This window comes from Hyphomonadaceae bacterium BL14, from assembly GCA_027627705.1.
GTDB lineage: Bacteria > Pseudomonadota > Alphaproteobacteria > Caulobacterales > Maricaulaceae > Oceanicaulis.
The window spans coordinates 1,686,036-1,698,543 of sequence record CP091242.1; the positions used below are offsets into that span (position 1 = coordinate 1,686,036).

Consider the following 12,508-nt stretch of genomic DNA (forward strand, 5'->3'; position numbering starts at 1 on the left):
TCAAGCCGGGCAGATTTTGCCCATTTCCACGCCAACCGGCAGATAACGCCGGCATCTGAAATCTCAGACCACTGATTTAATTGACTCTTTTTTGAATTAACCTTGGCACGCTTTTCGCAGGTCCGCGTACAGGAGCCTGCCGGAGATGCGTGCGCCATGATGAGACCAGTCATATTCCTGACCGCCTTGGCCCTGTGCGCCAGCCTGGCAGCGGCGGCCCACGCCAATCCGCGCATCAAGGACATCGCCGATGTGGAGGGCGTGCGATCAAACCAGCTGGTCGGATACGGCCTGGTGGTGGGTCTCGACGGCTCGGGCGACACGCTGCGCAATGCCGCCTTCACCCGTCAGGCGATGAACTCCATGCTGGAGCGCTTCAATATCAATGTACGCGAAGCCGATCTGCGCACCGGCAATGTCGCCGCCGTCATGGTGACGGCCGAGCTGCCGCCCTTCTCGATGCAGGGCACACGCATCGATGTGACCGTGTCGGCGCTGGGCGATGCCAGCAGCCTGCAAGGCGGCGTGCTCATCGCCACCCCGCTGGTGGGTGCCAATGGCGAAGTGTTCGCCGTGGCGCAGGGCTCGGTCGCGGCCGGTGGCTTCGCAGCCGGCGGCCAGGCGGCCAGCGTTACGCGCGGCGTGCCCACGACGGCGCGCATCGCCAATGGCGCCGTGATCGAGCGCGAGATGGAATTTGATCTCGCCGGTCGCAACGAGATCCGCCTGTCTCTGCGCAATCCCGATTTCACCACTGCCCGGCGTATGGCCGACACGATCAACGCCTATCTGGGCTCCGGCGTTGCCGCAGCGCAGAACCCCTCTACCGTCGCACTGATCCGGCCTGCGAGCTTTCGCGGGGACATGGTGTCGCTGCTGGCCGATGTGGAGCAGCTGCGCGTCCAGACCGACATGCGCGCGCGCGTGGTGATCGACGAAAGCACCGGCACCATCGTGATGGGCGATAATGTGCGTGTCTCCACCGTCGCCATCGCCCAGGGCGGGCTGACCGTTACGGTCTCTGAAAGCCCGATCGCCATTCAGCCGGCGCCGTTCACCGAGGCCGAGGCGGTCGTCCTGCCGCGCACCGATGTCGCGGTGGAGGAAGACATGCGCGAGATGGGCGTGCTTCAAGGAACCGTGACGCTGCGCGAACTGGTCGACGGGCTCAACGCGCTGGGTGTCAGCCCGCGCGACCTGATCACGATCCTGCAGACCATCAAGGCCGCAGGGGCGCTGCAAGCCGATATCGAGGTGCTGTAATGGACGGCCTTCTCGACGCCCAGATACAGGCGGCCATGCTGTCGGCGCGTTCGGTACCGGCCGGAACACAGGCACGTCAGGCCCGCACGCCAGATCAGTTGCGCGCAACGGCTGAGGACTTCGAGTCGGTCTTCCTGGCCCAGGTGCTTGAAGCGATGATGGGCGAAACCACCCAGTCGAGCTTTGGCGGCGGGCCCGGCGAAGCGGCGTTCAGCTCCATGCTCAATGAAGAGTACGCCAAGGTGATCACGCGGGCCGGTGGCATTGGCCTGGCCGATTCCCTGGCGCGTGAAATGCTCAGATATCAGGAGGCCGGATCGTGACCACCGAGCTCGCCGCCCAGACACCCGCCGAACGCGCAGAGGCTATGATCCGTCTGACATCGCGCCTCACGGTCTTGCTGGAACAGGAAACCGATCTGTTCGAGGCACGCCGCCCCCATGAGGCGGTGAATCTTCAGACCGAGAAAATGCGCCTGGCCACACTCTACCGCGCCGAGACCCAGCGCGCGGCGCGCGAACCGGAGCGATTGGCGGGGCTTGCCCCTGCCCTGAAAGGCCGGCTTCGCACGGCGACCGAGCAATTCAACGCCGCGCTGGCGCGCAATCACGCTTCGGTCGAAGCGCTCAAAGTGCTCACCGAAGGCCTGGTGCGCGCCATCGCCGAGGAAGCCTCGCGCCAGAAACAGTCCCAGGCCGGATACGGTCCGTCCGCCGCCCGCTACGGCGCCGTGGGCGCGCTGGCGTGCAATCAGACGGCTTGAGGCGTGACCAGCCCCGCGCACGCCGCTGCGCTGCTGGAAAGCTTCGAAGGCATCGCCCCGAAGCCGAGCTGGGGTGAGACGTCTTACTACTACAATCCGGGCCGGCAGTTCTCGAACGGCACCTATTTCGCCACCATCAAACGGTCGGATGGGCCTAATGATACGGCGTCCGGGCTGTCACGCGAGGGCGTCTGGCGGTTGAGCTTCGGGGTGTCGAAGACCCGGTATGCGGCCCTGTTCGGACCGCTGCCCGCAAGGCCGCCCAAAGGCGGGATCATCGCCGGGGACTGGGATTTCAAAGCGCTCAACCAGCTCACGCCCCATCCCGTCTATGGCTGGATGGGCTGGTGCGCCATGCTGTGCCCGGATCAGGCTGTGCTGGACCGGCACCGGGCATTGATCGAAGACGCCTATGCCCGCGCCCGTGCGGGTTTCGACGCCCGGGTGCACAAGCTCGGTCCGGCCTAGAAAAACCCGAGCGTATTGCCGCCCCCGCCCATCAGCCGGTCGAGACCGGCCTGGTAATTGGCGATCTGGCTGGTGAGATAACTCGGCACGGTTCCGCCGCGCTTGCCGTTGGCCGGGCCTTTGAGCATCTCCTTGAGAGCCGGGTCCATGGTCAAGTCGCGCCAGGCGCGCTGGATCTTGGCCTGGGCAGCCGACAGCGCCTCATAGGCGGCCTGGGCCGTGCTGCGATCGGAGATCGACAGGCGGTCGGGCAGCTCGAGGGCGAACACGGTGGGGGAGTCCGAAGTGGCGTCATCAGAGCGGGCCAGGAGGGAGGCCTTGCCGGTGATGCTGCCCGAGGGCAGGCCGAGGCCGGACAGGGCGTCGCGGCCATCGGCCCCGGCTGTCAGCTCGATCGTGACGCCGGGTTTGGGCGCAAGGCGCAGCATGTCGCCTGCGCCTGAGCGGCGCACATCGGCCGAGCCATTGAACAGCATGACGGCATTCAGCTTGAAGGTCAGCGAGCGCATGGTCTCGTTGGGGCCGATCTCTATGCGGCGCTGGCGCCCGCCATCCACCGAGATGAAGAAATGATCGCCTGCGCGCACCGACGAGCGCTGATTGATCGCACGGCTGTCAGCGTAGGCGATGGCTCCGTTTGGCAGGCCAAGCCGGTTCAGCACGGAATCCCCGCCCTGATCCACCACGAGGCCTGTCGCTTCCGACAGGCCGCCGCGACCTGAGACTTGCTGTGTCCACTCCAGCGCGCCGGTGGCCGCGTCAAACCCGGCTGCAAAGCTGTTGCGCTCGCCCGATTGCTGGGAACCGGGCAGCGCGCCGGATGTAGTTCCGGCCAGGTAAACCTTGCCGCCCGCCGTCTTCACCGACGCCGCGGTATTGTCGCCCTCGGTGCCGAGGAAAGTCGCATAGCTCACCGCCGGCGCGGCACCGTCTTCGAGACGCACCAGCACCGCATCGCGCCCGCCGGCATTGGCATTGATGACCGTGCCCGGCGCAAAGCCCGCCCCGGCGGAGCCCGCCAGATTGATCGCGCCATCGGCGTCCACGGCCAGGCCCGCAATGCGCCCGCCATCCAGATCGCCCATATCCAGGCGCCAGACCGGCGCGCCGGTCCCGTCATCGCCGGATGCGAACTTGGCGAGCACCGCGCGGCCATCGACTTCGCTGGCGGTGAGAAGCCCGCCATCGGCAGCCATGGCCACGGCGCGCACGCGCTCCACCCCGGCCCCGGCTTCTATCGCGCGGGTGTAGAGGGTTGCACCGGAGGCATTGAGGGCGCGCACATAGCCGTCCACCATTCCCTGGTGGGCCATGCCGCCGAAGCCGGACCGGGTCTCGCCGGCCACAAAAACATTGCCGGCATCATCCACGGTGACGGCCAGCGCGCGGTCATCGCCCTGCCCGCCAAAGCGCTGAGCCCATTGCTCCACGCCGTCGGCATTGAATTTCACCACCAGCGAATCCTCACCGCCCACGGCGTTGGTACCGCTGAGCGCCCCGGTCACCGAGCCGGCCACAATCACATTGCCCTGCCCGTCCACCGCCAGCGACGCGCCTGAGGCGCTCTGCGCCGCGCCCAGCGCGCGGGTCCAGACCAGCTTGCCCGTGGTGTCAAAACGCTGAAGGATCAGGTCCTGCTCGCCCTTGAGCGCCTGGCCCGCCACGCTGGACGCGCCATGGCCCACGACATAGATGCCTCCATCAGCCGCCTGGGCGGTGTCCAGGATACGCAAGGGATTGCTGGTCTGGGTGGTTTTGGTGTCGCCCTTGTCATTGGTAGTTTCGGCCACATCCGGATCGGCCTCGATCCGGCGGGTAAAATCAGTCTGGCCGCCGTCACTGAGCCCGCTGATCCGGGTGAGCTGACCGGACGCCGCCTCCTTGGCCCCGCTCACTCCGGCAAGCCAGACCGTGGGCGCAGAGGCCGGCGCGGAAAAGCTGATGCGTTCGGTCAAAATGCCCTGGATTTTAAAGCCCCAGTCATCGCCTTCGACCACGCCGTTTTCATTGGGTGTGCCCACGCGCTGGCGCCCGAACCGGGTCAGCATTTCGGCGTCTTCAAGTTTCTGATTGATCAGCCCGATCACGTTGTCGAGCGTGCGCGGGGTGCCGCCGAGATCGGCCAGGTCAATGGCCACATCGGTATCGTCGCCATTTTTGCGCACAGTGATGGTGAAGGCGGCATCGCCCTGAAACGCCGCCACCTCGGCGTCAAACGCGCCGGTATGGATGGCGGCGGTTGAGTATGCCGACAGACCGCGCGAGATTGCGAGTTCGCTCTCGGCCTTGCTCAGCTCCTTGCCGCGCAGCACGGACACGCCTTCCAGCTCCAGATCCTGAAAGAACCCGCCCAGCTGTTCGAGGCCTTCATTGAAGCGGCGCTGCCAGAATTTGCTGTCCAACTCGCTGACATTGCGCTGCATGGCCGCGTCGGCCAGCGATTGCAGCCCGCGCAGGCCCTGATACATGGCGAATAATTGCTGCTCATCCCGGCTGACGCCGGGACCGGAGGCGTTGGTCAGCGAGGCGTCAAAGAAGCGTCCGCTACCCAGCACCTGACGACGCAGGGTTTCCAGCGCCGTGATTGACCCGCGCGCATCCCAGGGCGGCAGGGTTTGGGCGCTGCTCCGGCTCTGGTCACCTTGCCCGGCCGCCGGCGCGCGCGCAGCGTTCGACTGGCCGGCAAACTGCCGGGCAGACTGAGCCCCGTACCATGCGCCAAGCAGTTCGACCGAGAACGCCATGTCCTGTCTGATTCTTGTCCAGCGGGCGCACAGACGCCGCCCGCGCGCAGTATGGCGCTCAAAGCGCTGACAATTGGTTAGGATTGCGCACGTCGAAGCCTTCTCGCGCCGTAATACAAACGGAGCGTTAACCCGCTGGCGTCAACCGTTAGACTGACGTGAAGAGAATCACTTGCGGGGCGCGTTTCATGGCCGGATCAGCAGGAGCATCGCGCGATGCGCACGGCTCGACCTTGCGCGACTTCGCCGGCACAGCCTGTGATTTGACCGGGCGGTCCATCTTCCTGACCGGCGGCACCGGCTCGTTTGGCCATCAGTTTCTCGACACCGTGTCGCGCGGTTTCAAGCCGCGCCAGCTCACGGTGTTCTCGCGCGACGAGCTCAAACAATACGAAACAGCCCAGCGCTTCAGCCCTGACGCCTATCCGTGGCTACGCTTCATGATCGGGGATGTCCGCGATGCCGCGCGCGTGGCCGAAGCCATGCGCGGGGCGGACATCGTCATCCACGCCGCCGCGATGAAGCATGTGCCCATCGCCGAGGCCAATCCGTTCGAGTGCGTGCAGACCAATATCCACGGTGCCGAGCACGTGGTGCGCGCCGCCATCGCCAATGGCGTGGAGCGGGTGGTCGCGCTGTCATCGGACAAGGCCGCGGCCCCTGTGAACCTGTATGGCGCGACCAAGCTGGCGTCTGACAAGATCATCCTGGCCGCCAACGCTCTGGCGGGCGCGCAAGGCCCGCGGTTTTCGGTAGTGCGCTACGGCAATGTGGTGGGATCGCGCGGCTCGGTCGCGCCTTTCTTCCAGCGCCTTGTCTCAGAGGGTGCGCGCGATCTGCCCATCACCGACCCGCGCATGACACGGTTCTGGATCACCCTCGATCAGGGCGTGAACTTCGTCCTGTCCGTTCTGTCAGACATGCAGGGCGGCGAAGTGTTCGTCCCCAAACTGCCCTCCATGCGGACCATTGATCTGGCCCGCGCCATCGCCCCGACCCTGCCCCACCGCATTGTCGGCGCGCGTCCGGGCGAGAAGCTGCACGAAGTGATGATCACGCCGGATGATTCGCGCTCCACGCTGGATGCCGGAGACCGCTATGTGGTGATCGCCCAAGGCCGTGACGCGGTGCGCCGCGCCTGGGAGGAAGCGGGCGCGCGGGCCGTGCGTGATGGCTGGTCCTATTCGTCGGACAACAATCCCGAACAGCTGGATATACCCGGCCTTCAGGCGCTGCTGGGCCTGACCCGCCCGGTATTGCGGCCTGCCGCGGTCAAGGCCGTCTAGACACCTAGACGTCTTTGCGACGGGTGCCGCGCCGGGCGATGAAAATGCCCAACAGGATGATCCCCAGCGCCAGCCAGGCAGTGAGGCCCAGCGATTCGCCCAGCAGCAGCCCGATCATGGCCGCCACCACCGGCACGGCATAATTGATCAGCGCGATAAAGGCCGCACCCACCTTCCGGGCAATGCCCATGTAAACGATGGTTGCCAGCGCCGTCGGCAGAAGGCCCAGCGCGATCACGGCCAGAATCGAATTGAGGCTCGGCTGCATGGCGGCGCCGGTCGCCCCATCCCAGATCACCAGCGGCAAGGTCAGCACTGAGGCGCAGATCAGCGATCCCGCCGCGACGGTGATGGGCGGCGTCTCGGGCATGCGCTGATACATGATGGCGTTGGTGGCGTAAGCCAGTGTGGCCGCGAAAATCAGCATCTGCGCCAGAAAATCGGTCTCCAGCATGCCCGCCAGCGCGGACGGTCCCGTCAGCAGCACGATTCCGGAAAACCCGATCAGGAAGCCAGCCCCTTTCCAGGCATTGATCCGCTCGCCGGGCAACACGAAGTGCGCAGCCATGATGATGGCCAGCGGCGTCATGCCCATCAGAATGCCTGCCACGCCCGACGGCACGGTCTGCTGGCCGATGGCGATCAGGGTGAAAGGCAGCGCATTGCCGAACAGGCCAAGCCCGGCAAACCACAGCCAGCGCCGGTCGGCGAGGGGCGGGAGATAGCGCTTCTGCGCCACCGCCCAGACAGTGAGCACGGCCGCTGCCAGCGCCAGGCGCCCGAACGCGACCACAGACGGCGGCAAGGTCTCCACCCCGACTGTGATGAAGGCAAACGCCCCGCCCCACAGGAGCGCCAGCAGGAACAGTCCGCCCCAGCCCTTGAGACCCGGCTTGTCCGGCGTCACGAGGGCCGCTCCAGGCCATGGAAGGCGCGGGCGGTCGAGGGGCGTTCAGGGTTGATCATGGCCGTGCCGGTAGGCGTGCGCCGCTCCCGCGTCAAGCCGCCGCCCCAGACAGGATTTGACGCTGCACGCGCGAAGGCCTACCGCAATGGACTGCAAACCAGACAGCCGGGGGAATCGTCATGGCCCGCTCCAAACCCAGCCTGCGCCCGTCCGACGCCCGCTTTTCGTGCGGCCCCACGAAGAAGCGCCCGGGTTGGGAATGGAGCGCGCTGGCGGCTGCGCCGCTGGGCCGCAATCACCGCGCCGGCATGCCCAGGGCGCGCCTGGCCGAAGCGCTGGAACGCACAGCGGCTGTGCTGGAAATACCCTCTGACTACAAGGTGGTGATCCTGCCTGCGTCCGATACCGGTGCCATGGAAGGCGCGCTGTGGTCCATGACCGGTGCGCGGCCCGTGGATGTGTTTTCCTGTGACGAGTTCGGCCGGCGCTGGCTGGTGGATTTGCGCGACGAGCTGAAACCTGCCGGGCTCAACGCCTATGAGGCACCCTACGGCCGTGCGCCCGATTACAGCCAAAGCAATCCGGCCCATGATCAGGTCTTCACCTGGAACGCCACCGCGGCGGGCGTGCGGATACCGGAAGCCGCCTGGATCAAGGACGACCGTGAGGGCGTGACGATCTGCGATGCCACGTCGGCAGCCTTCGCCATGGACATGCCTTGGGAGAAATTCGACGTCACGACTTTCAGCTGGCAGAAATGCCTGGGCGGAGAGGCACAGCACGGCATCGCCATCCTGTCGCCGCGCGCCCGGGCACGCCTGCGCGACTACCGTCCCTCCTGGCCGGTGCCGCGCCTGTTGCAATTGTTTGAAGCGGGCGCTGAAGACGCCGCCATCTACGCCGGCTCCACCATCAACACGCCGTCGCTGATGTGCGTGGAAGATTATCTCGACGGTCTGAAATGGGCCGCGCGCGAGGGCGGCGTCACGGCACTGATCGCGCGCACCGACGCCAATTTCGCAGCGCTCGCATCGTGGGTCGACAGCGCGTCCTGGATCGATTTCCTGGCCGAGGATCCGGCGACCCGGTCCACCACCTCGGTGACGCTCAAATTCGCCAGCGCGGAACTCGCCGCCAAGTCTGATGCAGAGCGCTGGGCGGTGTCGCGGCGCATGGGGCTGCTTCTGGACCGCGAAGGCGCGGCGTTTGACGTCATCCCGCACCCGAAAGCCCCGGCGGGCCTGCGCATCTGGTGCGGTCCCACCGTGGACACTGACGACGTGGCCGCCCTCGGCCCCTGGCTGGACTGGGCTTATGAAACGGCGATGGAAGAGCTGGAGATCGCTTAGAGCGCAATCCGAAAAGTGGGGACCGGTTTTCGGATAAATTGCGCTCCTGCTTATAGAGCCAGAGCGTGSGGCCTGACGCAGTCAGGCCSCACGCTCTAGGACCAGCTGTCGCGGAAGGCGGTCAGCGCGTCGACTACGGCGCGATTATGCGCCTCGAGCCCTACGGTGATGCGCAGGGCGTTCGGCAGGCCGTAGGGTGCCAGCGCCCGCACGACGAGGCCGCGCGCGGTCAGGAAGCGATCGGCGTCCGCCGCCGTCCGGCCTGGTGCGTCAGGGAAATGCACCAGCACGAAATTGCACACCGACGGCGTAACCTCGAAGCCGAGCCCGCCGAGCTGCTGGGTCAGATAGGCCAGCCATTGATCGTTATGGTGCTTGGACCGGCGCACGAAGTCAGGATCGGAAATGGCGGCTACGCCTGCTTCAATGGCGGGCAGGTTGACGTTGAAGGGGCCGCGCACGCGGTGGATCACGTCAACCACCTCCTGCGGGCCATACATCCAGCCCAGCCGCAGGGCGGCGAGACCATGGATTTTCGAGAACGTCCGCGTCACCACGACGTTGGAATACGCGTCCGCCAGCGCAATCGGGTCTTCCCAGCCAGGTGCCTCGACAAACTCGGCATAGGCGCCGTCCAGCACCAGCAACGTATCCTCGGGCAGGCCCTCGCGCAGGCGGCGCACCTCGGAGCCGGGAATCCACGTGCCGGTGGGATTGTTCGGATTGGCCAGAAACACGATGCGCGCGCCGGGCCTGGCCGCCTCGATCAACGCGTCCACATCAGCGGTGTAGTCGCGCTCGGGCGCGCTGACGCAGTGAGCACCCGATTGCAGAGCCACCAGCCGGTAGACCAGAAATCCGTATTGGCTTTGCACCACCGTATCGCCCGGTGCCAGATAGGCCCGTCCGATCAGCTGCAACAGCTCGTCCGAGCCTGCGCCGCACACGATGCGCGCCGGATCAATCCCTTCAGCCTTGCCGATGGCTTCGCGCAGCTTGGTGGCACCGCCATCGGGATAGAGCTGCAGCCGCCCGGCCGCCGCCTTGAAGGCTTCAGCCGCTTTCGGGCTGGCGCCCAGCGCATTTTCATTGGACGACAGCTTCACCGCGCCCGCAGGCGCAGCCGCGCCGGGCACATAGGGCTTGATATCCAGAAGGCCGGGGCGGGGTTGAAGTGTCATGGGGATGGGTCTTTCGCGGCGGGATGGGACGGCTTGGTGCGGGGAGATAGCGCGGGGCGCGCGGTGCCTTCAAGCGCGGGGCGCCGGACACGTTCAGCCGAGCCGCCCGGACGCACCGCGCCCACATGCTTGATCGCCTCAGCCAGGATCAGCCCGCCAAAGGCCGGTGCCACCCGCTCGCCCGCGCTTTCAAACGCCGACGCGGTCTTCGGACCGCACGCCCAGCGCCAGGGCGGCGCATAGAGCGCTCGCGACCAGGCCACGGGTTCGAACAGGGCACCAGTCAAAAGGTCCGATAGCTGGCGGCGCGAAAACGGACGGCCATGGCCGAAGGGCGTGGCTTCGGACCGCGCCCACAGGCCGGCGCGGTGGGCGGCGATCACCACGATGCGCCCTTCCGGTGCCGTGACCCGCCACAGCTCGCGCAGGAGCCGGCGCAGATCCTCGGCCTCTTCCAGTGCATGGGCCAGCACGACCCGGTCAAACATGGCTTCCTTGAAGGGCAGGCGCGCCTCCTCGCCCAGTGCGGTGAGCGAAGGGGCTGCTTTTGGCCAGCCCACAGCGCCCTGCGAGGCCGGCATATAGGCCACGGTGCGCCGCGCCTCGGCCCGGTAGGGTTCAAGATACGCCCCGGCAAAGCCATAGCCGAGCATGTCCAGCCCCTTGGCCTGGGGCCACAGCGCGGTCAGGCGGCGCAGCGCCATGTCGCGCGCGGCGCGGCCGCGGGGGGAGCGGTAGAAGCGGTCGATTTCGAGCGCATCGGTGCGCATAGGCGAGCCTCGCAATAGCGTCGTGTATAATGATAGGCTCTGCCCCCCGCCCGTGTAAGGGCATGCGCACAGGAGGGCGTCGTCATGGCCCTGCAGATCCGGCAGTTTCCCTGCCTTCAGGACAATTACGGCTTCCTGATCGCCTGCAGCGAGACCGGCGCGTGCGCGGCCATCGACACACCCGAACCCGCCCGCATCCTGGACGAAGCACGCGCCGCGGGCTGGCGCCTCGGCGAGATCTGGACCACCCACCATCACTGGGACCATGCCGGGGGCAATGACACCATCCGCGCGGCCAATGGCGCGCGCATCACCGCCCCTGCCGCCGAAGCGGACAAGATCGGCCATGTGGACGCCGCGGTCAGGCCCGGCGACCGGGTCAGGCTCGGCGCGCTGGAGGCGCAGGTTCTGGATGTGGGCGGCCACACGCTGGGCCAGGTCGCCTACTGGTTCGAGACCGAAGGCGTGGTGTTCGTGGGCGACGCCCTGTTCGCGCTGGGCTGCGGGCGCCTGTTCGAGGGCACGCCGCGCCAGGCCCAGGCCGGGCTGGCGCGCCTGCGTGATCTGCCGGACACCACGCGCGTCTACTGCGCCCATGAATACACGCAGGCCAATGCGAGATTTGCACTCAGCATCGATCCGGACAATGACGCCCTGCAGGCTTATGCCCGCGAGGTCGAGGCCCTGCGCGCACGCGGCGAGCCGACCGTGCCCACGACCATAGCCCGCGAGCGCGCGGCCAATCCGTTTCTGCGCTGGGATGATGCGGGCTTGCGCACCCGCCTGGGTCTGGAGACCGCGCAGGACTGGGAGGTCTATGGCGAGGTGCGCGCCCGCAAGGACAGGTTCTGAAGCCTACAGCCCCAGCGCCATGAAGATCTGGCTGCGCGGCAGGGTGATCAGCGCGCCCGCGGCAATGGCGATGCCGTAAGGGGCCGGCGCACCCGGTGCCAGCGCGGTTCCGGTCAGGCGCCCGGCCATTTGGGGGATCGCCGGGGCGATGCGGCGCGCCAGCACCAGCACCAGGGCCAGCACGCCGCCCGCCAGCATGGACCACACCAGAAACGACACCACGTCCGGCCAGCCAAACCACAGCGCCCCGGCGGCCAGCAGCTTCACATCGCCCCCGCCCAGCCAGCCTGGCGCCCACAGCGCCATGCCCGCGGCCAGCACCACAAACCCGGTCAGCAGCGCCAGCCCCGCCCCCGGCCAGCCATAGCCCAGCGTGAACGCGGCCGGGATCCAGGCCAGCACCAGCACGCCGGAAATCCAGTTGGGAATGATGAAGCGCGCCGCATCATGCCAGGCCGCGGCGAGCATCAGGCCGGCCAGGGCGAGAATGAGGATATGGGCGATCATGGCTGTGCGTCCCGTTCAAGGTCTGTGCGTCAGCGCCAGCCTGTACCCGCAGGGCTTAAGGCTTCCCCAACACGGGGCCCCGCCCGAACGCAAAAGAGCCGCCCCGGTGACGGGACGGCTCTGTTCGCCGACAAATACGCCCCTTGGGGCGGCGCCGATTACTCCGGCGCGACGATGCCGTCAGCCACCGACTGGAAGGTCGTTTCCAGGTTGGTGCCGACCAGGCCGACCACGGTGATGATCGCCACGGCGATCAGGGCAGCGATCAGGCCATATTCAATAGCCGTGGCGCCAGACTCGTCTTTGAAGAATTTCGAAACCAGGTTTTTCATGTCCATCCACTCCGTTTGCTCTTTTTTCCAGCCCAGAGGCTCAAGTCCGTCCCGACCCGCTCTGAACGTGATGTGAGTAAACACGA

At 66.8% G+C, this 12,508-nt stretch carries 13 protein-coding genes; 7 read left to right on the top strand and 6 right to left on the bottom strand.

Annotated features, from left to right (window positions below):
- Positions 1 to 156: 156 nt before the first annotated feature.
- The 4 genes from L2D00_08125 to L2D00_08140 are packed head-to-tail and all read left to right on the top strand — an operon-like array spanning position 157 to position 2,494.
- Entirely contained in the window at positions 157 to 1,263 is a 1,107-nt protein-coding gene (locus L2D00_08125) for a flagellar basal body P-ring protein FlgI (protein WBQ11815.1), read from the top strand.
- Positions 1,263 to 1,586 carry a rod-binding protein gene (locus L2D00_08130; GenBank protein WBQ11816.1) on the top strand — a complete coding sequence of 108 codons (324 nt, stop codon included), beginning with the start codon at positions 1,263 to 1,265 and terminating at the stop codon, positions 1,584 to 1,586. Before L2D00_08125 ends, L2D00_08130 begins: the two co-directional genes overlap by 1 nt.
- Positions 1,583 to 2,026, top strand: coding sequence for a flagellar basal body protein (locus L2D00_08135; protein ID WBQ11817.1), 444 nt, complete (start codon positions 1,583 to 1,585; stop codon positions 2,024 to 2,026). Before L2D00_08130 ends, L2D00_08135 begins: the two co-directional genes overlap by 4 nt.
- 3 nt (positions 2,027 to 2,029) lie before the next feature.
- Positions 2,030 to 2,494 carry a DUF6194 family protein gene (locus tag L2D00_08140; protein ID WBQ11818.1) on the top strand — a complete coding sequence of 155 codons (465 nt, stop codon included), beginning with the start codon at positions 2,030 to 2,032 and terminating at the stop codon, positions 2,492 to 2,494.
- Here the strand turns inward: L2D00_08140 and L2D00_08145 are convergent.
- The gene (locus tag L2D00_08145) at positions 2,491 to 5,238 is read right to left on the bottom strand and encodes an SBBP repeat-containing protein (GenBank protein WBQ11819.1); all 2,748 of its coding nucleotides are present in this window, start codon (positions 5,236 to 5,238) and stop codon (positions 2,491 to 2,493) included. The two genes, L2D00_08140 and L2D00_08145, sit on opposite strands and share 4 nt — an antisense overlap.
- A gap of 188 nt (positions 5,239 to 5,426) precedes the next feature.
- Here L2D00_08145 and pseB point away from each other — a divergent pair, with 188 nt between their 5' ends.
- On the top strand, positions 5,427 to 6,524 hold the full coding sequence (gene pseB, locus L2D00_08150) for a UDP-N-acetylglucosamine 4,6-dehydratase (inverting) (protein WBQ11820.1): 1,098 nt from the start codon (positions 5,427 to 5,429) through the stop codon (positions 6,522 to 6,524).
- 4 nt (positions 6,525 to 6,528) lie between these two features.
- Here pseB and L2D00_08155 read toward each other — a convergent pair whose 3' ends face one another.
- A complete protein-coding gene (locus tag L2D00_08155) occupies positions 6,529 to 7,431 on the bottom strand; it encodes a DMT family transporter (GenBank protein WBQ11821.1) in 903 nt (300 codons plus the stop codon).
- Positions 7,432 to 7,610: 179 nt separating this feature from the next.
- On the opposite strand from L2D00_08155, the gene L2D00_08160 reads away from it, so the two are divergent.
- A complete protein-coding gene (locus L2D00_08160) occupies positions 7,611 to 8,780 on the top strand; it encodes a phosphoserine transaminase (GenBank protein ID WBQ11822.1) in 1,170 nt (389 codons plus the stop codon).
- A gap of 95 nt (positions 8,781 to 8,875) precedes the next feature.
- On the opposite strand, the gene hisC is transcribed toward L2D00_08160, so the two are convergent.
- Both hisC and L2D00_08170 read right to left on the bottom strand, forming a co-directional pair.
- Positions 8,876 to 9,961: a histidinol-phosphate transaminase gene (gene hisC, locus L2D00_08165; GenBank protein WBQ11823.1), complete on the bottom strand. Its 1,086-nt coding sequence runs from the start codon at positions 9,959 to 9,961 to the stop codon at positions 8,876 to 8,878.
- Positions 9,958 to 10,731 (bottom strand): methyltransferase domain-containing protein, encoded by a 774-nt coding sequence (locus L2D00_08170; GenBank protein WBQ11824.1) that lies wholly within the window; start codon positions 10,729 to 10,731, stop codon positions 9,958 to 9,960. The genes hisC and L2D00_08170 overlap by 4 nt, the downstream gene beginning before the upstream one ends.
- 84 nt (positions 10,732 to 10,815) lie before the next feature.
- Between L2D00_08170 and gloB the strand changes: the two genes are divergently transcribed.
- Positions 10,816 to 11,583, top strand: a complete 768-nt coding sequence (gloB, locus tag L2D00_08175; GenBank protein WBQ11825.1) for a hydroxyacylglutathione hydrolase — start codon at positions 10,816 to 10,818, stop codon at positions 11,581 to 11,583.
- Positions 11,584 to 11,586: 3 nt separating this feature from the next.
- Here gloB and L2D00_08180 read toward each other — a convergent pair whose 3' ends face one another.
- Together L2D00_08180 and L2D00_08185 are read right to left on the bottom strand one after the other, a co-directional pair.
- Positions 11,587 to 12,090: a prepilin peptidase gene (locus tag L2D00_08180; GenBank protein ID WBQ11826.1), complete on the bottom strand. Its 504-nt coding sequence runs from the start codon at positions 12,088 to 12,090 to the stop codon at positions 11,587 to 11,589.
- A gap of 158 nt (positions 12,091 to 12,248) precedes the next feature.
- Positions 12,249 to 12,422, bottom strand: coding sequence for a Flp family type IVb pilin (locus L2D00_08185; protein ID WBQ11827.1), 174 nt, complete (start codon positions 12,420 to 12,422; stop codon positions 12,249 to 12,251).
- Positions 12,423 to 12,508 lie beyond the last annotated feature (86 nt).